This window comes from Kitasatospora sp. NPDC088783 (assembly GCF_044750705.1).
GTDB classification, from domain to species: Bacteria; Actinomycetota; Actinomycetes; order Streptomycetales; family Streptomycetaceae; genus Kitasatospora; species Kitasatospora fiedleri.
This window is the reverse complement of record NZ_JBIVKJ010000010.1, coordinates 255,642-274,519: the sequence shown is the minus strand read 5'-3', so window position 1 is coordinate 274,519 and position 18,878 is coordinate 255,642. Positions and strand designations below refer to the sequence as shown.

Genomic DNA, 18,878 nt, shown 5'->3' with positions numbered 1-18,878 from the left:
TGCTGGCAGCGTGATCAGCCACACTTGATGCAGTGGCCCCTCGGATGTGCCCGGTAGGTGGCAATCGGGACGTCGGCGCACGGCCGACCGCCGCTCACCGTCACATGAGCGCCGGTTGAGCTGTGGCGGCGCAGGTCACTGAGAGGTCTTGCGCTGAGTTCGATCTCCGCGCACTCTCATTTCACACCGTGAGCCTTCGAACCTTCGATGCCAGCCCTCCGACGGACGTTTCCGCAGGTCAGCGAGGTGCTGACCTGCGGAAACGATGAGAGATCGGACTGCGTTTCCGCAGGTCGGAGGGGGTCCTACAGGTCGTAGTACAGCTCGAACTCGTGCGGGTGCGGCCGCAGCGCGATCGGGGCGATCTCGTGGGTGCGCTTGTAGTCGATCCAGGTCTCGATCAGGTCGGTGGTGAAGACGCCGCCCGCGAGGAGGTACTCGTGGTCGGCCTCCAGGGCGTCGAGGACGGCGCCGAGGGAGGCGGGGACCTGGGGGACGGCGGCGTGCTCGTCGGGGGCGAGCTCGTAGAGGTCCTTGTCGACGGGCTCCAGCGGCTCGATCTTGTTCTTGATGCCGTCCAGGCCGGCCATCAGCATGGCGGAGAAGGCCAGGTAGGGGTTGGAGGACGGGTCGGGGGCGCGGAACTCGATGCGCTTGGCCTTGGCGTTGGAGCCGGTGATCGGGATGCGGATCGCGGCGGAGCGGTTGCGCTGCGAGTAGACCAGGTTGACCGGGGCCTCGAAGCCGGGCACGAGGCGGTGGTAGGAGTTCACCGAGGGGTTGGTGAAGGCGAGCAGCGAGGGGGCGTGCTTGAGGATGCCGCCGATGTAGTAGCGGGCGGTGTCGGACAGGCCCGCGTAGCCCTGCTCGTCGTAGAAGAGCGGGGAGCCGCCGGTCCACAGCGACTGGTGGACGTGCATGCCGGAGCCGTTGTCGCCGAAGATCGGCTTGGGCATGAAGGTGGCGGACCTGCCGGCCCGCCAGGCGACGTTCTTGATGATGTACTTGAACAGCATCAGGTCGTCGGCGGCGTGCAGCAGGGTGTTGAACTTGTAGTTGATCTCGGCCTGTCCGGCGGTGCCGACCTCGTGGTGCTGGCGCTCCACCTCCAGCCCGGCCTTGGCGAGTTCGAGGGACATCTCGGCGCGCAGGTCGGCGAAGTGGTCGACCGGCGGGACGGGGAAGTAGCCGCCCTTGTACTTGACCTTGTAGCCGCGCGCGTCGCCCTCGGCGGAGCCGCTGTTCCAGGCGCCCGCGACCGAGTCGATGTGGTAGTAGGAGGCGTTGGCGGAGGTCTCGAAGCGGACCGAGTCGAAGACGTAGAACTCGGCCTCGGGCCCGAAGTAGGCGGTGTCGGCGATGCCGGAGGAGGCCAGGTACGCCTCGGCCTTGCGGGCGACGTTGCGCGGGTCGCGGCTGTAGGCCTCGCCGGTGATCGGGTCCTGGATGAAGAAGTTGATGTTGAGGTGCTTCTCGGCGCGGAACGGGTCCAGCCGGGCGGTGGCCAGGTCGGGCACCAGGGCCATGTCGGACTCGTGGATGGCCTGGAAGCCGCGGATCGAGGAGCCGTCGAACATCAGGGTCTCGGACGGGTCGAAGGTGGCGGCCGGGACCGAGAAGTGCTGCAGCACGCCCGGCAGGTCGCAGAACCGCACGTCGACGAACTTGATGTCGTTGTCCGCGATGTACTGCTTCACCTCGTCGGCGTTGGTGAACATCCGTACTCCTCCTCGGCGTGCACGTCTGAGTCTCCGTCAGGGGCGACAGGAGCCCCGGTGCAGGGGGCTCACGATAGGAACGGCCCGTTTCCGGCTCGTGACTCGCTTGTTTCCCACATGTTAACCGGGCCATTCGGGCGGGCGGCAAAGCGGTACGGTTCCGGGCAAATTCCCGGCCCCACCGGGCCGTGGATCCGCAACTGGTCCAGACCACTCGTGGCGGTCGGGCGCACCGGGTTCACCCCGACGGGAAACCCCGGCGGCGCGCCGCCGCCCGGGGCCGCCACCGGCCCCGGCCGTAAGCCCGGTTAGGGTGGATTCGTGGACACCAGAGAAGCACTCGGATCGTGGATCGACGGCCCGAAGGCGGCCGCCGAGAAGATGGGCGCCGAATTCGGCTACCGCGGCGAGCGCCTCGGCCTCCCGCGCACCGGGCCCGGTTCGCTGGCCGGCCCCGGCCGCCGGATCGGCGCGCTGTTCGTCGACGGCTGGCTGGTCAGCCTGGTCGCGTACGGGCTGCTCGCGGGCGGCGAACGGGGCACCGCCAACCTGTGGACCACCCCGCTGTTCTACGCGGTGACGGCGCTGTTCCTGGCCACCACCGGCACCACCGTCGGCAAGCGCCTGTTCGGCCTGCGGGTGGTCCGGCTGGACGGCACCCGCGCCACCATCCCGCAGGTGCTGCTGCGCACCCTGCTGCTCTGCCTGGTCGTCCCGGCCGTCGTCTGGGACCGCGACACCCGCGGCCTGCACGACAAGGCCGTCGGCACCGTCGAGGTCCGGATCTGAGTCGCCCCCGAAGGGGCACCCCGGGGAAGCACCCCCCGAGGAAGCACCCCGGGGAAGCGCCCTCGAAGGGGCACCGGAACATCGAACGGCCCCGCTCGCGGAGGGGAACCTCGCGGGCGGGGCCGTGGTGCGGAACGGGGGAGTCGCGCCTAGCGCATGCCGCCCTTGGGCATCCGGGCGCCCTTCGGCATCGGACCCTTGGGGATCGGCGCCTTGGAGAGCAGGTCGCCCAGGGCGCGCAGCCGGTCGTTGGTCTCGGTGACCTGGGCGGCGCTGATCGACCGGGGCAGGCGCATCAGGTGGATCTGCAGCTTCTTGAGCGGGATCTGGCCCTCGTCGTTGCCGACCATGATGTCGTGCACCGGGATGTCGCCGACGACCCGGGCCATCTTCTTCTTCTCGGACGCCAGCAGCGGCCGCACCCGGTTCGGGTTGCCCTCGCCGATCAGCGCGATGCCGGCCCGGCCGACCGCGCGGTAGACCGCGTCCTGGCTGCGGGTGACCGCCACCGGGGTCTGGTTCGCGCTCCAGCCGCGCCGGATGTTGCCCAGCACCGCCGCGACCGCGCCCGGCTGGCCCTCCATCTGCCCGAACGCGGCCCGCTCGGCCCGCCGGCCGAACACGATCGCGACCGCCAGCACCGCCACCACGAAACCGAGGATGCCCAGGTAGACCGGGTGGTCCAGTGCGAAGCCGATGGCGAGGAACACGCCGAAGGTCAGCAGGCCGACGCCGGCGATGATCAGGCCGATCTTGGTGTCGACCTGCTTGGTCATGACATATGCCTGGCGGATCTGTGCGAGCCGCCCAGGAGTATCGGATTTTTGCCTCGCCATACCGCTCATGGTACGTGGCGGCACACGCGATCATCCAAGGCGGTGCCGGTTCGTGACCCTGGTCTTTCCCCGAGGGGGCCCCGGTTCCCGCCGGGGGTCCGCCCCCGCCCCCACCAGGGGTTCAGGCGCCGCGTCCGAACACCTGCCCGGACTGCTCGCGTTCGCCCGCCAGCCGCCGGTTCTCGCACACCGCGGCCCACGCGTTGCGGCGCGCGCCGCGGATCAACAGCATCTGCTCGGCCCGCCGAAGGGCGATCCGGATTCCGGTACGCATGACCACACCAACTCCTCGACCCGGGTACCGCTCCAGCGTCCCGGACGCCCGTTACCGTACGGTGACCCGCCCGTCAATGCCACGTGAAACGTCGACGCTTAGCCCGGACGCGCCGGAGGGACGGGCCCGAACGGACCCGTCCCTCACCGGCCCGGCACGGCGCGCCACCGGCAAGCACCACAGCGCGCGGCTCAGACCGCGGCGGCCCGCTCCCGGTGCTCCAGCGCCTGCCGGTACAGCCGCCCGGCCCGGTACGAGGAGCGCACCAGCGGACCGGACATCACCCCGGCGAAGCCCAGCTCCTCGGCCTCCTGCTGGAGCTCGACGAACTCCTGCGGCTTCACCCAGCGCTCCACCGGGTGGTGGCGCAGCGAGGGCCGCAGGTACTGGGTGATGGTGATCAGCTCGCAGCCGGCGTCGACCAGGTCGGCCAGCGCCTCGCTGACCTCCTCGCGGGTCTCGCCCATGCCCAGGATCAGGTTGGACTTGGTGACCAGCCCGGCCGCCCGGGCCTGGGTGATCACGTCCAGCGAGCGCTCGTAGCGGAACGCCGGGCGGATCCGCTTGAAGATCCGCGGTACCGTCTCGACGTTGTGCGCCAGCACCTCGGGGCGGGCGGAGAAGACCTCGGCGAGCTGCTCGGGGACGGCGTTGAAGTCCGGGATGAGCAGTTCGACGCCGGTGCGGCCGGCCTCGCGGGCGGCGGTCATCGCGTGCACCTGGCGGACCGTCTCGGCGTACAGCCACGAGCCGCCGTCCGCCAGGTCGTCGCGGGCGACGCCGGTGATGGTGGCGTAGTTCAGGTCCATCGTGACGATGGACTCGGCGACCCGGCGCGGCTCGTCCCGGTCGAACTCGGCGGGCTTGCCGGTGTCGATCTGGCAGAAATCGCAGCGGCGGGTGCACTGGTCGCCGCCGATCAGGAAGGTCGCCTCGCGGTCCTCCCAGCACTCGAAGATGTTGGGACAGCCGGCCTCCTGGCAGACCGTGTGCAGTCCCTCCTTCTTCACCAGGGACTGCAGGGCGTTGTACTCCGGCCCCATCTTCGCCCTGGTCTTGATCCACTCGGGCTTCCGCTCGATGGGGGTCTCGCTGTTGCGGACCTCCAGCCGGAGGAGCTTCCTGCCGTCGGGTGCGACAGCGGACACGTGCGACTCCTAGAACTAGACGGGGTACCCCTCAGGGTACGCCTGCGCTTCAACGGCGGGCACCCGGCCCGGGGCTTGCCTTCGAAAGGCAACGCTCGGCGCGCCGCGCCGATTCCGCTACCGGACGGTCACCAGCCCGCTGGCGGCCCGCTACCGGACGGCGACCGCCGGCTCGGGCAGCTCGGCGAACACCTCGGCCAGCTTCCGCTCGACCGTCCCCACCGCGTCCGGCACCCCGAACGGCCGGGCCAGCTCCCCGCTCAGCGAGGCCACCCCGGCGTCCCGGATGCCGCACGGGACGATCTTGTCGAAGTACGTCATGTCCGGGTCGCAGTTCAGTGCGAAGCCGTGCATGGTCACGCCGCGGGCCACCCGCACGCCGATCGCCGCCAGCTTGCGGTCGTCGCCGCGCTGGCCCGCGTTGGACGGCGCGTACTCGGGTCCGGCCAGCCGCGGGTCGATGCCCAGCGGCAGGCCCATCCGCAGGGTCAGCTTGCCGATCTCCACCACCTGCGCGGGGTCGACCACCGCGCCGGGGATCTCCGCGCCCAGCTTCCACACCCCGCTGCGGCCCTCGATCCTGGTGGTCTCCACGCCGAACTCGCCGCAGGCCCGGATCAGCGCCTCCTCCAGCCGCCGCACGTACGCCACCACGTCGATCGGGTCCGGCAGCTTCACGATCGGGTAGCCGACCAGCTGCCCGGGACCGTGCCAGGTGATCTCCCCGCCGCGGTTGACCTCCACCACCGGCGTCCCGTCCAGCGGCAGGTCGGCCGGGTTGGTGCGCTTGCCCATCGTGTACACCGGGTCGTGCTCCAGCAGCAGCACGGTGTCCGGGATCTCGTCCGCGACCCGCAGCGCGTGCAGCCGCTGCTGCTCCGCCCACGCCTCCTGGTAGGGGACGGTCCGCTCGCCTATCCCCATCCGCACGAACCGCACGTTCTCGCTCACCACAGCACTCCCTGCCGGCCGACCAGCCCAACCTCGCCACTGTACGCCCGGCCCGGGCACGCCCGGCTCGCCGCGGGCCGGTCCGCTGCACGCCCGGCGCGGGCCGGTCCGCTGCACGCCCGGCGCGGGCCGGTCCGCTCAGCCCCCGGCGAGCAGTTGCAGCCGCAGCGCCAGCTGGAGCTCCAGCGCCCGCTCCGGCTGGTTCCAGTCGCGGCCCAGCAGCACCTCCACCCGGTCCAGCCGCTGCACCACCGTGTTCACGTGGACGTGCAGCAGGTCCTTGGCCCTCGTCAGGCCGCCGCCGCAGTCGAAGTAGGCGCGCAGGGTGCGCACCAGCTCGGTGCCGCGCTTGGCGTCGTAGTCGAGCAGCGGGCCCAGGGTGGCCCGGACGAAGCCGTCCACGTCGTGCCCGTCGCCCAGCAGCACGCCCAGGAAGCCCAGGTCGGCCGCGCACGCCCCGTCCCCGGCCCGGCCCAGCACCCGCAGGGCCCGCACGCAGCGCACCCCCTCCGCGTACGCCGCGGCCAGCGCGACCGGGCCGTTCGCGGCGCGGCCGGTGCCGACCGTGACCGGGCCGCCCGCCAGCCGGGCCAGCCGCTCGGCCGCGAGCGCGGCCACCGCGCCGTCGCCGCCGCCCTCGTGCGGCACCAGCAGCACCACGCCCTCGCCGAACTCGGCGCTGATGCCGCGCGAGCCGAACAGGTACCGGGCCGCCGCCCCGGCCAGCCGGCCCTGGGCGAGGGCGTCCTCGGCGACGGCCACCAGGGCCAGGTGCGGCCGGTTCAGGTCGACGCCCAGCCGCCGGCCGCGCGCGGTCAGCCCGGCCGGGTCGCGGCCGGGCGCGGTCAGCAGGTCGGCCAGCAGCTCGCCGCGGACCCGGTTCTCGGTCTCGGCGACCGAGCGGCGCAGCAGGAGCAGCAGCGCGGTGACGACGCCGGCCCGCTCGAACACCCGCCGGTCCGCGTCGTCCAGCTCGGGCCGCCCGTGCAGCACCAGCGCGCCCAGCAGCTCCTGCCCGGCCAGCACCGCGCACACCCACTCGGTGCCGTGCCGGACCGCGTGGCCCTCCGCGCGGGAGGCGGTGACCGCCTCGGCCAGGCCGTCGGGGGCGCCGCCGGGGCCGGTCAGCGGGGCGCCCTCGGCGTCGTGCACCGAGGCCACGCCGTCCAGCAGCGCGGCCACCTCGGCGGCCACGTCGGCCACCTCCGCACCGCGCAGCACCAGGTCGGTGAGCCGGTCGTGGGCCTGCTCGGCGCGCTGGACGGCGGCGGCGTGCGCCCGGATGACGGCGTTGGCGGCGGCCAGTTCGGCCAGCGCGGCCCGGGTGTCGGCCAGCGACTTGGCGGTGTCCAGGGCGATCGCGGCGTGCGCGGCCAGGGTGCACAGCAGCGCGACCTCGTCGGGGGAGAAGGCCCGCGGCGAGCGGTCGGCGGCGAACAGCACGCCGATCACGGTGCCGCCGAGCAGCAGCGGCACCCCGATGATCGCCACCAGGCCCTCGTCCAGCACGCCCGCGTCGATCTGCCCGGTGTGCCGGAACCGCTCGTCGACCCGGTAGTCGTGGCTGGCGTAGGGCCGGGCGGTCTGCGCGACCAGGCCGCCCAGGCCGTCGCCCAGGCTGAGCCGCAGGGTCTGGAAGATCGGCGAGACCGAGCCGTCGGTGACCCGCATGTACGTGTCCCCGGCCCGCTCGTCGGGGAGGGTCAGGTACGCGGTGTCGGTGCCCAGCAGCATCCGGGCCCGCCGGACGATGGCCTGCAGCACCGCGTCCAGGTCGCGGGAGGCGGCCAGGTCGCCCGCGGTGTCGAACAGGGCGGTCAGCTCGGCCTCGCGGCGGCGGTGCTGGCGCATGGTCCGGTGCACCCGCAGCGCCTGCCAGGTGGCGTCGTCGATCTCGGTCAGCACCTCGGCGGGCGCGCCCCGGCGGCGGGCGTCGGCGAGCACCTCGCCGAAGTCCTCGGTGGCGGCGCCGGTCGCCAGCAGGTCGAGGAGTCTGCGCAGCGCCGGCGCGGCGGTGGTGTGGCGGTCCATGCGGTCTTCCCTGTCACTAGTGCCCCCGTGGCCCCCGTGGCCCTCGTGCTCCCCCGCCCGCCGCGGGAACGGGCCGGGGCCGCGCCCCCGGTCGCCCGGTGACGCGGCCCTGATCCTGCCGAAGTGCTCAGAGGCTAGCGGGCGCCTTCACGGAGTCCACCCGAGCGTCCGCCCCGACGTCCTCCAGGTCGGCGCCGCGGGTCTCCCGGCCGCACAGCACGGCCACCACCGTGACCACCGCGGCGAGGGCCACGTACACCGCGATCGGGGTGGCGCTGCCGTAGTCCTTCAGCAGCGCGGTGGCGATCAGCGGGGCGGGCGCGCCGGCCGCCACCGAGGAGAACTGGGCGCCGATCGAGGCCCCCGAGTAGCGGGTGCGGGTGGCGAACAGCTCGGAGAAGAACGCCGCCTGCGGGGCGTACATCATGCTGTGGAAGAACAGGCCGACGGTGACGGCGGCGGTCAGCTGGACGAAGCTCCCGGTGTCGGCCATCCGGAAGAAGACGAACGCCCAGCCGCCGACGCCGACCGCGCCCACCAGGTAGACCGGCCTGCGGCCGACCCGGTCGGAGAGCGCCCCGAAGGCCGGGATCAGCGCGAACTGGACGGCCGAGCCGATCAGTACGGCGTTCAGCGCGGTCTGCTTGGGCAGGTGGGTCTGGGTGACGGCGTACGCCAGCACGAAGGTGGTCAGCACGTAGTACGAGATGTTCTCCGCCATCCGGGCGCCCATCGCCACCAGCACGTCCCGCCAGTGGTCGCGCAGCACCGCCACCAGCGGCGGCCTCTCCCGCTCGGCGCGCTGCCCGGCCGCCGCCAGCGCGGCCTTGAACAGCGGCGACTCGTCCACCGCGAGCCGGATCCACAGGCCGACCAGCACCAGCACCGCGGACAGCAGGAACGGCACCCGCCAGCCCCAGGCCAGGAACGCCGCGTCCGACTGGACGGCCGTCATCAGCGAGAGCACGCCCGCCGCCAGCAGGTTGCCGGCCGGCGCGCCGCCCTGCGGCCAGGACGCCCAGAAGCCGCGCCGCCGCCGGTCGCCGTGCTCGGAGACCAGCAGCACCGCCCCGCCCCACTCGCCGCCCAGCGCGAAGCCCTGCACCAGCCGCAGGACGGTCAGCAGCACCGGCGCCGCGACGCCGGCCTGGTCGTACGTCGGCAGGCAGCCGATCAGCGTGGTCGCGCCGCCCATCAGCAGCAGGCTCAGCACCAGCAGCCTCTTGCGGCCGATCCGGTCGCCGAAGTGCCCGAACACCAGCGCGCCCAGCGGCCGGGCGGCGAACCCGATCGCGTAGGTCAGGAAGGACAGCAGGGTGCCGGTCAGCGGGTCGGCCTTCGGGAAGAACACGTGCCCGAAGACCAGCGCCGCCGCCGATCCGTACAGGAAGTAGTCGTACCACTCGATGGTCGTACCGATCAGCGAGGCGGCGACCACCCGGGGCAGGGAGGCGGGTCTCACGTCGTCGGGAGAGGCGGCCATGGCGAATTCCCTTGCAGGTGAGGGGAGATGGGGGAGGGGGAGAGGGAGGGGGCGGAGCTCAGTGCGCGGTCCAGCCGCCGTCCACCGGCAGGCTCGCGCCGGTGATGTACGAGGCGCCGGGCGAGCAGAGCCAGACGGCAAGCTCCGCCACCTCGTCCGGCTCGATCAGCCGCTTCACGGCGGTGCGGTCGAGCATGATCCGCTCCACCACCTCGTCCTCGTGGATGCCGTGCGCCAGCGCCTGCGCGGCGATCTGCTTCTCCACCAGCGCGGTCCGCACGTACGCCGGGTTCACGCAGTTGCTGGTCACCCCGTACGGGGCGCCCTCCAGGGCCACCGTCTTGCTCAGGCCCTCCAGGGCGTGCTTGGCCGTCACGTAGGCCGACTTGAAGGCGCTCGCCCGCAGGCCGTGCACCGAGGAGATGTTGACCACCCGGCCCCACTCGCGCTCGTACATGTGCGGCAGGGTGCGGCGCAGGATCCGGAACGGGGCCTCTACCATGACCCGCTGGATCAGGGTGAACCGCTCCACCGGGAACTCGTGCACCGGCGCGACGTGCTGGAGGCCCGCGTTGTTGACCACGATGTCCGCGTCCGCCGGCAGCGCCTCCACCGCCTCCGGGTCCGACAGGTCCGCGACGTGCGCGGTCCCGCCGATCCGGGCCGCCAACTCCTCGGCCGGGCCGGCCGCCAGGTCGACGACGTACACGTGCGCGCCCGCCGCGGCGAACGCCTCCGCGCAGGCCCGGCCGATGCCGGAGGCGGCCCCGGTGACCAGGGCGGTGCGGCCGAGCAGCGGCGGCGCGGGGGGCGGGGCAGAAGTGGTGTCCATGGCCGAGAACGGTAGGAATCCGCGGGCCCCGCAACGATGTGGTCGGACACCACAGCACCGCCCTGGCATGTGGTGCGCACCGCCATGCGCCCGCACCGCGGGCAGCGGCTCCCGAACTCAAACACGCGACGCCCGTGCTTCCTCACAACGGGCGGGGCTGGTTCACCCGTTCGGAGGACGGGTGGCCCGAATCCACCCATAGCGTCCCAATGCTCGCTACATTCGCGCCGATTCCCGATCAGGGGGCGCCGTCCGGGCAGGAGGGGCCGGAACGGTGCCTGAGAGGTGTGGACTGCTATGCCCCAACGGCCAGTGATCGACAGCCCCGCGTACCGACCGCTCGACCCGCTCGACCCGCGCCCGACCGGAGCGGCCGAGACCCCTCCGCGCGCCCCCGAGCGAACCGAACCACCGGCCCCCGCGGCCGGGCGCGCCCAGAACCCCCAACTCGCCGCGCTCATCGAGGAGTCCGGCTTCTCGCACGCCGGCCTCGCCCGCCGGGTCGACCAACTCGGCCTGGAACACGGCCTCGACCTGCGCTACGACAAGACCTCGGTGACCCGCTGGCTGCGCGGCCAGCAGCCCCGCGGCGCGACCCCGGCCCTGATCGCCGAGGTCTTCACCCGCCGCCTCGGCCGCCGCCTCACCGCCCAGGACGTCGGCCTCGACGCCTGCGCCCCGGTCTACGCCGGGCTGGAGTTCGCCGAGACCCCGCAGGAGGCCGTCGACATCGTCGCCTCCATGTGGCGCAAGGACAACGGCCCCTACGCCGAGCTCCGCAAGATCGCCTTCACCCCCGCCGGGCTCGTCGTCCCCAGCCGCGACTGGCTGATCGGCCGCACCGACGAACGCGTCGCCCGGGACGGCACCACCCTCACCCCCGAGGAGCTCCGCACGCCCCCGCAGGGCGCCCGCGTCCCCCAGCAGGCACCGCGCCGCCCGGCGAACGCCTCCGGCGCCGAACCGGGCGCCGAGGCCCGGGAGTCCAGGCCCCCGGTCCGGGTCGGCCGCGGCGACATCGCCGCGATCCGCGCCGTCGGCGACCTGTTCCGCGCCCTCGACCACGCCTACGGCGGCGGCCACGCCCGGCAGGCCTTGGTCCGCTACCTGGAGAGCGAGGCCGAACCCATGCTCCGCGGCCGGTACGGCGAACAGATCGGCCGCGCCCTGTTCGGCGCCGTCTCCGACCTGACCCGGCTGGCCGGCTGGACCTCCTTCGACATCGCCGCGCACGGCCTCGCCCAGCGCTACTTCGTCCAGGCCCTGCGGCTCTCCCAGGCCGCTGGCGACCGCGTCCTGGGCGGTTTCGTCCTCACCACCATGAGCCAGCAGGCCGTCCACCTCGGCCACGCCCGCGAGGCCATCCAACTCGCCCGGGTCGCCCAGCAGGGCGTCGGCACCACCGCCGCCCCCGTCGTCCAGGCCCTGATGCACGCCGCCGAGGCCCGCGGCCACGCCCTGGCCGGCGACGTCCGGGCCTGCACCACCGCCCTGGTCCGCTGCGAACGCGCCCTGGGCACCGCCCGCGGCGCCGACGAAGTCCCCTCCTGGGCCCGCTACTTCGACGACGCCCAGCTCGCCGACGAGTTCGCCCACTGCTACCGCGACCTCCAGCAGTGGCGCCCCGCCGCCCAGCACGCCGAGAAGTCCCTCCGGCTGCGGGCCCCCGCCTACGCCCGCAGCCGCATCCTGTGCCGCCTGGTCCTCGCCTCCGCGCGGCTCGGCATGGGCGACGTCGACGAAGCCTGCTCGATGGCCACCGACTCCCTCCGCGCCGCCGGGGAGATGCGCTCCGCCCGCACCGTCGAGTACCTCCGCGACTTCCACCGCCGCCTCACCCCCTACCGCACGACCCCCGCCGCCCGCGCCTTCGAAGAGGCCTCCCGCCAGGCGGGGGTGATCTGAGGGGGCGTCCGGGGGCCCGGGAGAGCGCGCTCCCCGGGCCCCCGGACGCACTCCTACGCCGCCGCCTCCGCGGCCTCCGTCCCGGTGCGGACGCCCAGGTCGTGCAGGACCGCCTCCGCGGCCCGTCGGCCGGAGACCAGCGCGCCCTGGACGGTCCCCGTGTCCCGGTGGTCGCCGCAGACGTACAGCCCGGCCAGCAGCCGGACCGAGCGGCGGAAGTGGTGCGGCGGCGGCATCGAGACGACCGCGTCGGAGACGTGGCGGACGGTCAGGAACTCCCACCCCGCGGTGGAGGTCCCGTACAGCTCCGCCAGCCGCCGCCGGACGGCGGGTTCGTCGCCGGCCGCCCCGCCGGAGTCGAAGGCGCGGCGGCCGAGCACCGTGGTGGCGATCAGCGCGCGGCCGTCGGCGGCGTACGAGGGGTCGGCGTCGCTGAGCACCAGCGAGTGCGAGATCCCGGAGCGCTCGGCGTCCAGCAGCAGGACCGCCTCGCCCAGCGGCGAGCGCCCCGCCGCGTGGTAGTAGGTGGTGACGGGGTGGAAGCCGGGCTGGCGCAGGCCCGGCAGCAGGGTGGCCGCCGTCGCGGCGTCGGTGGCGACGACCACGGCGCGGGCCCCGATCCGGCCGTGCCCGGCGGTCCCGACGCCGTCCGTCCCGACCGAGGTGACCCGGACGCCGAGCCGGAGGCTGCCCTCCGGGAGCCGGGCGGCGAGCTGCGCGGGGACGGCCCCGCTGCCCGCCGCCGGAACGCAGAGCCGCCCCCGGGCGTACGCGCGCAGCACCAGGTCGGCGACCCGGCTGGAGGTGCCCAGCGCCGGGTCGGACAGCAGCGCGCCGAGCAGCGGGCGCAGGAAGCCGTCGACGGTGCGGGCGGGCAGGCCGCGGTCGGCCAGGGCGCGGGCGGCGGTGGTCTCCGGGCGGGCGTGGATCCGGGCGGTGGGCGTCGCGGCGAGCCGGGCCAGGGCGGCGGCGAGCCGGGCCTTGTCGAGCGGGGTGCCGAGCGGCCCGCGGACGGCGGCCTGCCGGGCGGGGGTGAGCTGCGGGTCGCCGGACCGGTAGGTGCGTCCGCCGCTGTGCACCAGGACGCCGGGGGCGAGCGGGCGCAGGTCCAGTCGGTCGAGGTCGAGCCGGCGGGCCAGCTCCGGATGCGCGGTGTTGAGCAGGTGGCCGCCGTGGTCGAGCCGGAAGCCGTCGAGTTCGCGGGTGGCCATCCGGCCGCCGACGCGCTCGGTGGCCTCCAGGACCTGGACGTCCAGGCCCCGGGCGGCCAGTGCGCTGGCGGCGGTCAGTCCGGCGACGCCGGCGCCGACGACGATCGCGTCGGGTTCGCCGGACTGGCCGCGCCGGGCGCGGCCGGTGAAGTCCTGTGCGGGCACGAGTGGGTGCTCCCTCCCTGACGGAGCCCCCCGGTGGCCGCCGCGCGCGGCGGTGCCCGCGGGCGAGCGCGCGGGTCGGTGCCGGGGCGGGCAGCGGGAGGCGGACGTGGTCCGCACTGGTGATGCCCCGTCATCCGCCGCTCCAGACCGCCGGGTGACACTCAATCGGTTCATCACACCGGAACGGGCACGCACCGAGTCCGACCGGTCACCCACCGTGCACCAAACCGGGCGCGCGGGACGGGAGCGGGCGCGCACCGTCACCGCCCGCACCTTGCGCGCCGCCCGGCTGCACCCGTGCGCCCCCCGCTGACGCCCCGTCACCCGCGGACGGCACCCCGCCGTCCGGCCGCGCCCCCGCCGTCCGGCCGCGCCCCCGCCGTCCGCCCGCGCCCCCGGCGCGCGCCCGACGCCCCCCGCCGTTCCCCGCCGCCCCGGCGCGCCCCCTACCGCAGCCCGAGCGCCGCCGCGACGACCGCCCCCGCGTCGGGGTCGCGGAACTCGAACCCCGCCTCCAGCAGCGCCTTCGGCACCACCCGGTGACTGCCCACCACCTCGACGGCCATCTCCCCGAGCACGGCGCGCAGCGCCCACTCCGGCACCGCGAACACCGCCGGACGCCCCAGCTGCCGGGACAGCTCGGCGGTCAGCTCACCGTTGGTGACGGGATCGGGCCCGACCAGGTTGACCGGCCCGGACAGCTCCTGGTGGTCGATCAGGAAGCGCAGCGCGGCCACCTCGTCGGCCAGCGAGATCAGCGACCAGTACTGCTCGCCGCTGCCCAGCCGCCCGCCCAGCGCCAGCCGGAACAGCGGCAGCAGCCGCGCCCCGGCGCCGCCCTTCGGGTCGAGCACCAGCCCGGTGCGCGGGTGCACCACCCGGATCCCGGCGTCCGCGGCGGGCCGCGCGGCGCGCTCCCACTCCTGGCAGACCTCGGCCAGGAAGTCGCTGCCGGACGGCGAGCCCTCGTCGATCACCTGGTCGCCGGTCTGCCCGTAGTAGCCGATCGCGGAGGCGCTGACCAGCACCCGCGGCGGCTCCTTCAGCCGGGACAGCGCGGCGGCCAGCGTCTCGGTGCCCAGCACCCGGCTGTCCCGGATCTCCCGCCGGTAGGAGTCCGTCCAGCGCCGGTCGCCGACGCCCGCCCCGGCCAGGTGCACCACGGCCTCGACGCCCTCCAGCGCGGGCCGGTCGATCTGCATCAGCTGGGGGTTCCAGCCGACCCCGACCGTCCCGTCCGGCTGCGGCCCGGTGCGCGAGCGCCGCCGCACCAGCCGCAGCACCTCGTGCCCGTCCGTCAGCAGGGAGTCCACCAGCGCGGACCCGATCAACCCCGTGGAGCCTGTCACCGCGATTCGCATAGCGGCCATCCTCGCAGCCCGCCCGGGCGCATCCGGTCAGAAACCCCGGACCGGAGCGGCGTCTACCATGTCCGCCATGCCCTCCACCGATGTGATCATCCGTCCGGCGCGTGACGAGGACGAGCGCGCGATCCGCGCCGTCGACCACGCCGTCTGGTCCCCGCTCAGCGAGGTCTCCCCGCGCAGCTCCGCCGACGCCCCGGTCTTCGACCAGGACCACCACCCCGGCCAGTACCTGCTGGCCGAACTGGACGGCCGGGTGGTCGGCTACGTCCGCCAGGTGCGGGAGATCCCGCTCCCGTCGAACGCGCACGTCCGCCAGATCCAGGGCCTCGGCGTCCTGCCCGAGGCCCGCGGCCGCCGGGTCGGCGACGCCCTCCTCGCCGCCGCCTGCGAAGCGGCCCGCGCCGACGGGGCCCGCCGGATGACACTGCGGGTGCTCGCCCACAACACCCCGGCCCGCCGGCTCTACGAGCGCAACGGCTTCCAGGTCCTCGGCGTCCTGCCCGAACACTTCCTGCTGGAGGGCGGCTACGCGGACGACGTCTGGATGGGCCGCGCCCTGGACTGACCGTCAGCAGCCCACCGGGCCGCCGACGGCCCGTCAGCACGCCTTCCGGGGAGCCTGGTCCGGGACCGCCCCTCGCCTCCCGGGCGCGGCGGCCGGAGCGGTACGGTAACCGCCGTGAGCACCCCGACGCCGCCCGGCCGGCACCCCGTCCCCGGCACCGGGCCGGAACGCTGGTGGAACGGCGCGGCCTGGACGGACCCGTACCGTCCGGCCGGGCTGCTCAACGACGCAGTCACCCGGTCCTGGGAGATCACCCCCGCACACCGGCCGCAGCCCCCGCACCGCCCCCGCCGGGCCGGACCGCCCGCCGGCGGAGCGGTCGCCGCCGTGCTGCTGGCGGGCGTGGTCGCCGCCGGGCTCTGGGCCCTGCGGCCGGGCGACCCGGTCCGCCCCGCCCTCGCGACGACCCTCACCGTCGCGGTCTCCGAGCCGCCCGCCCCCGCCCCGGACCCCGACAGCGACGACGGCACGGCCGGCCCCGGCCCCGCCCCGGGCATCGCCGACCGGGCGCACGGCTGGCGCGTCCCGCGGCCCGACGGCTGGACCGCCGAACCGGCCACCGCGGACGCCACCGTGCTGGAGGTCTCCGGCCGGTACGCCTGCGACCGGTCCGACGGGTCACCCTGCCTGCGCGGCCAGTTCGGGATCGCCGTCGACAGCGCCACCGCCGCCGACGCCCGCTCCGCCGCCGAACAGGAGATGGCCGCCTTCGCCCCCGCCGCCTTCGGCGACCTCCGCTCCCACCGGGAGGAGCCCGCCGGCACCCTGGAGATCGCGGGCAGCCCGGCCTGGGCGATCCGCTGGTACGTCGAACCCGAACGGGGCGCGGCCGGCTACGCGGTGGTGGCGGCCGTCCCCGACCGGGACGGCCCCGGCTACGTCATCCTGCACGGCGGCGTGGACGACGACCCCGAGGCCCCGGACCCGTCCGCCCTGGACGGCATCCTCCAGGGCATCACCCCCGCCTGACCCCCGCCCCGCCCGCGGCGCACCACCCCGCCGGGCCCCGCACGGCACCCGGACGGCACCCGGACGGCCGCCACCCGAAAGGCCCGCCCGGCCCGCCCCGCGCGGCGCTCAGTCCCCGTACAGCTCCCACAGCCGCGGGTAGCGGGCGGCCATCACCGCCCCGTCCGCGAAGTCGAAGGACACGCCCTCGGGGCCCGGCGGCTGGCGCACCCCCAGGTCCGGCAGCGGCAGCCCGGTCAGCCGCTCGTACGCCTCGTCGGCGGCGTAGCCGAGGTCCTCCGCGTCGCCGTCCTCCGCCTCGTCGAAGTCCGGCACCAGCTCGGCCAGCGCGTCCGGCTCGTGCACGGCGCCCTCGAAGACGTCCCGGCCCTGGCCGATCAGCCAGCAGCGGAAGTAGTCGAAGCCGTCCTCGGAGGCCCCGTCGAGCATCAGGTACGCGGCGCCCCACAGCTCCACCGTGTACGCCCGCTGGAAGCGCGCCTCGAACTGCCGGGCGAAGTCCAGCACCTCGTCCGGGGTGAGCCGCAGCAGCCGCTCGACCAGCACCTCGGCCTGTTCGTCCGGGTCGCCCGCGGCCGCTTCCCGGGCCTCGTCGACCAGTTGCCAGAATCCCGTCTCGTCCATCACCGCTCCAGCCTCCACGATCGCCGCCCCGCGCGCACCCGATCGGACCGCCGGCCCGGCCGCCGACCGGGCCGGAACGCGCGGGAGCCCCGCGCCGTCCGGGGACGGTGCGGGGCTCCCGGGAAGGGCTCCTGGGCGGGGCGCCTTACAGGCCGAGCTCGACCTCGAACTCGCCGGCCTCCAGGATCTCCTTGACCGCGACCAGGTAGCGGGCGGCGTCCGCGCCGTCCACCAGGCGGTGGTCGTAGGAGAGCGACAGGTAGGTCATGTCGCGGATGCCGATGGCGGTGCCGCCGTCGGCCTCGATGACCACCGGGCGCTTCACGGTCGCGCCGATGCCCAGGATCGCGACCTGGTTCGGCGGGACGATGACGGTGTCGAACAGCGCACCGCGCGAACCGGTGTTGGAGATGGTGAAGGTCGCGCCGGACAGCTCGTCCGGGGTGATCTTGCTGTCGCGGACCTTCGAGGCCAGCTCCGCGGTCTTCTTCGAGATGCCGGCGATGTTGAGGTCGCCCGCACCCTTGATGACCGGGGTCATCAGACCCTTCTCGGAGTCCACCGCGATGCCGATGTTCTCGGTGTCGAAGTAGGTGACGGTGCCCTCGGCCTCGTTGATCCGGGCGTTGATGACCGCATGGGCCTTCAGCGCCTGGGCGGCGGCCTTCACGAAGAACGGCATCGGGGACAGCTTCACGCCCTCGCGGGCCAGGAAGGTGTCCTTCGCCTTCGCGCGCAGCGACATGATCCGGGTGACGTCCACCTCGACCACGCTGGTCAGCTGGGCCTGCTCGTGCAGGGCCTTCAGCATGTTGTCGCCGATGACCTTGCGCATGCGGGTCAGCTTGACGGTCTGGCCGCGCAGCGCGGACGGCGCGGCGGCGGCCTTCGCCGGGGCGGCGGCAGCGGCGGGGGCGGCGGCCGGAGCCGGCGCGGCCTTGGCGGCCTCGGCGGCGGCGATCACGTCCTGCTTGCGGATGCGCCCGCCGACGCCGGTGCCGGCGACGGAGGAGAGCGCGACACCGTGCTCGGCGGCGAGCTTGCGCACCAGCGGGGTGACGTAGGCGTCACCGGCGTCCGCGGCCGGAGCGGCGGCGGGGGCGGCCGGAGCGGCCGGAGCGGCCACCGGAGCCGGAGCAGCCGGCGCCGGAGCGGCGGGGGCAGCCGGCGCCGGGGCCGGAGCGGCGGGGGCAGCGGGGGCGGCCGCAGCCGGAGTGGCGACCGGGGCCGGAGCGGCGGCAGCGGGGGCCGGGGCAGCCGGGGCCGGAGCCGGGGCGGCCGGAGCGGCGGGGGCAGCCGGAGCCGGGGCCGGGGCGGCCGGAGCAGCCGGGGCCGGGGCGGCGGGGGCCGCGCCCGCGGCGCCGATCAGCGCGAGCTGGGCGCCGACCTCGGCGGTCTCGTCCTCGCCGACCAGGATCTTCACCAGGGTGCCCGCCACGGGGGAGGGGATCTCGGTGTCGACCTTGTCGGTGGAGACCTCCAGCAGCGGCTCGTCGACCTCGACGCTGTCGCCCTCGGCCTTCAGCCAGCGGGTGACGGTGCCCTCGGTGACCGACTCGCCCAGCGCGGGCAGCAGGACCGGGGTGGCGTCGCCGGACGGCGCGGCGGCGGCCGGGGCCTCGGCGGCCGGGGCGGGGGCCGCGGGGGCCTCCGCGGCGGGGGCGGCCGGAGCGGCCGGAGCCTCGGCGGCCGGAGCCGGAGCCGGAGCCGGAGCGGCCTCGGCGGCGGGCGCCGGGGCGGCGGCCGGGGCGCCGGAGCCGTCGTCGATGATCGCCAGCTCGGCGCCCACCTCGACGGTCTCGTCCTCGCCGACCTTGATCGAGGCCAGGATGCCGGAGGCCGGCGCCGGGATCTCGGTGTCGACCTTGTCGGTGGAGACCTCGAGCAGCGGCTCGTCGATCTCCACGCGCTCACCCTCGGCCTTGAGCCAACGGGTGACGGTGCCTTCGGTCACGCTCTCGCCCAGCGCGGGCAGTGTTACTGAGACCGCCATGGTTCCAGCGACTCCTA

The 18,878-nt window shown here is 74.9% G+C and carries 16 protein-coding genes; 4 read left to right on the top strand and 12 right to left on the bottom strand.

Features of this window, described 5'->3' with window-relative positions:
- Window positions 1–305 precede the first annotated feature (305 nt).
- Entirely contained in the window at window positions 306–1,718 is a 1,413-nt protein-coding gene (gene glnA, locus ACIP60_RS26815) for a type I glutamate--ammonia ligase (RefSeq protein ID WP_100835888.1), read from the bottom strand.
- 321 nt (window positions 1,719–2,039) lie between these two features.
- Between glnA and ACIP60_RS26810 the strand changes: the two genes are divergently transcribed.
- A complete protein-coding gene (locus ACIP60_RS26810) occupies window positions 2,040–2,507 on the top strand; it encodes an RDD family protein (protein WP_400688563.1) in 468 nt (155 codons plus the stop codon).
- 149 nt (window positions 2,508–2,656) lie between these two features.
- On the opposite strand, the gene ACIP60_RS26805 is transcribed toward ACIP60_RS26810, so the two are convergent.
- The 7 genes from ACIP60_RS26805 to ACIP60_RS26775 form a co-directional block, all read right to left on the bottom strand.
- Window positions 2,657–3,343, bottom strand: a complete 687-nt coding sequence (locus ACIP60_RS26805) for a DUF4191 domain-containing protein (RefSeq protein ID WP_400688561.1) — start codon at window positions 3,341–3,343, stop codon at window positions 2,657–2,659.
- Between the two features lie 121 nt (window positions 3,344–3,464).
- A complete protein-coding gene (locus ACIP60_RS26800; protein WP_199528046.1) occupies window positions 3,465–3,617 on the bottom strand; it encodes a hypothetical protein in 153 nt (50 codons plus the stop codon).
- Window positions 3,618–3,808: 191 nt separating this feature from the next.
- Entirely contained in the window at window positions 3,809–4,765 is a 957-nt protein-coding gene (locus tag ACIP60_RS26795) for a lipoyl synthase (RefSeq protein ID WP_033254401.1), read from the bottom strand.
- 150 nt (window positions 4,766–4,915) lie between these two features.
- The gene (lipB, locus tag ACIP60_RS26790; protein WP_400688650.1) at window positions 4,916–5,689 is read right to left on the bottom strand and encodes a lipoyl(octanoyl) transferase LipB; all 774 of its coding nucleotides are present in this window, start codon (window positions 5,687–5,689) and stop codon (window positions 4,916–4,918) included.
- A 165-nt stretch (window positions 5,690–5,854) separates the two neighbouring features.
- Complete coding sequence (locus ACIP60_RS26785; protein ID WP_400688558.1) at window positions 5,855–7,747, bottom strand: helix-turn-helix domain-containing protein; 1,893 nt, start codon at window positions 7,745–7,747, stop codon at window positions 5,855–5,857.
- Window positions 7,748–7,874: 127 nt separating this feature from the next.
- On the bottom strand, window positions 7,875–9,230 hold the full coding sequence (locus ACIP60_RS26780; protein ID WP_400688556.1) for an MFS transporter: 1,356 nt from the start codon (window positions 9,228–9,230) through the stop codon (window positions 7,875–7,877).
- 58 nt (window positions 9,231–9,288) lie between these two features.
- A complete protein-coding gene (locus ACIP60_RS26775; protein WP_400688554.1) occupies window positions 9,289–10,062 on the bottom strand; it encodes a 3-hydroxybutyrate dehydrogenase in 774 nt (257 codons plus the stop codon).
- Between the two features lie 297 nt (window positions 10,063–10,359).
- On the opposite strand from ACIP60_RS26775, the gene ACIP60_RS26770 reads away from it, so the two are divergent.
- Complete coding sequence (locus tag ACIP60_RS26770) at window positions 10,360–11,967, top strand: regulator (protein ID WP_400688552.1); 1,608 nt, start codon at window positions 10,360–10,362, stop codon at window positions 11,965–11,967.
- 53 nt (window positions 11,968–12,020) lie between these two features.
- Here ACIP60_RS26770 and ACIP60_RS26765 read toward each other — a convergent pair whose 3' ends face one another.
- Window positions 12,021–13,343: an NAD(P)/FAD-dependent oxidoreductase gene (locus ACIP60_RS26765; protein ID WP_400688550.1), complete on the bottom strand. Its 1,323-nt coding sequence runs from the start codon at window positions 13,341–13,343 to the stop codon at window positions 12,021–12,023.
- 446 nt (window positions 13,344–13,789) lie between these two features.
- The gene (locus tag ACIP60_RS26760; protein WP_400688548.1) at window positions 13,790–14,713 is read right to left on the bottom strand and encodes a TIGR01777 family oxidoreductase; all 924 of its coding nucleotides are present in this window, start codon (window positions 14,711–14,713) and stop codon (window positions 13,790–13,792) included.
- A 58-nt stretch (window positions 14,714–14,771) separates the two neighbouring features.
- Here ACIP60_RS26760 and ACIP60_RS26755 point away from each other — a divergent pair, with 58 nt between their 5' ends.
- Complete coding sequence (locus ACIP60_RS26755) at window positions 14,772–15,275, top strand: GNAT family N-acetyltransferase (RefSeq protein ID WP_400688546.1); 504 nt, start codon at window positions 14,772–14,774, stop codon at window positions 15,273–15,275.
- 114 nt (window positions 15,276–15,389) lie between these two features.
- A complete protein-coding gene (locus tag ACIP60_RS26750; RefSeq protein ID WP_400688544.1) occupies window positions 15,390–16,244 on the top strand; it encodes a hypothetical protein in 855 nt (284 codons plus the stop codon).
- A 108-nt stretch (window positions 16,245–16,352) separates the two neighbouring features.
- On the opposite strand, the gene ACIP60_RS26745 is transcribed toward ACIP60_RS26750, so the two are convergent.
- Window positions 16,353–16,868 (bottom strand): DUF4240 domain-containing protein, encoded by a 516-nt coding sequence (locus ACIP60_RS26745; protein ID WP_100835877.1) that lies wholly within the window; start codon window positions 16,866–16,868, stop codon window positions 16,353–16,355.
- Between the two features lie 145 nt (window positions 16,869–17,013).
- Entirely contained in the window at window positions 17,014–18,861 is a 1,848-nt protein-coding gene (sucB, locus tag ACIP60_RS26740) for a 2-oxoglutarate dehydrogenase, E2 component, dihydrolipoamide succinyltransferase (protein WP_400688542.1), read from the bottom strand.
- Window positions 18,862–18,878 lie beyond the last annotated feature (17 nt).

Excerpts from the sequence above, each read along its gene's own strand:
- glnA (WP_100835888.1), bottom strand. The coding sequence starts at position 1,718 with ATGTTCACCAACGCCGACGAGGTGAAGCAGTACATCGCGGACAACGAC.
- lipB (WP_400688650.1), bottom strand. The coding sequence starts at position 5,689 with ATGGGGATAGGCGAGCGGACCGTCCCCTACCAGGAGGCGTGGGCGGAG.
- ACIP60_RS26745 (WP_100835877.1), bottom strand. The coding sequence starts at position 16,868 with ATGGACGAGACGGGATTCTGGCAACTGGTCGACGAGGCCCGGGAAGCG.
- ACIP60_RS26775 (WP_400688554.1), bottom strand. The coding sequence starts at position 10,062 with ATGGACACCACTTCTGCCCCGCCCCCCGCGCCGCCGCTGCTCGGCCGC.
- ACIP60_RS26780 (WP_400688556.1), bottom strand. The coding sequence starts at position 9,230 with ATGGCCGCCTCTCCCGACGACGTGAGACCCGCCTCCCTGCCCCGGGTG.
- ACIP60_RS26770 (WP_400688552.1), top strand. The coding sequence starts at position 10,360 with ATGCCCCAACGGCCAGTGATCGACAGCCCCGCGTACCGACCGCTCGAC.
- ACIP60_RS26800 (WP_199528046.1), bottom strand. The coding sequence starts at position 3,617 with ATGCGTACCGGAATCCGGATCGCCCTTCGGCGGGCCGAGCAGATGCTG.
- ACIP60_RS26785 (WP_400688558.1), bottom strand. The coding sequence starts at position 7,747 with ATGGACCGCCACACCACCGCCGCGCCGGCGCTGCGCAGACTCCTCGAC.
- ACIP60_RS26755 (WP_400688546.1), top strand. The coding sequence starts at position 14,772 with ATGTCCGCCATGCCCTCCACCGATGTGATCATCCGTCCGGCGCGTGAC.
- ACIP60_RS26805 (WP_400688561.1), bottom strand. The coding sequence starts at position 3,343 with ATGGCGAGGCAAAAATCCGATACTCCTGGGCGGCTCGCACAGATCCGC.
- ACIP60_RS26760 (WP_400688548.1), bottom strand. The coding sequence starts at position 14,713 with ATGGCCGCTATGCGAATCGCGGTGACAGGCTCCACGGGGTTGATCGGG.
- sucB (WP_400688542.1), bottom strand. The coding sequence starts at position 18,861 with ATGGCGGTCTCAGTAACACTGCCCGCGCTGGGCGAGAGCGTGACCGAA.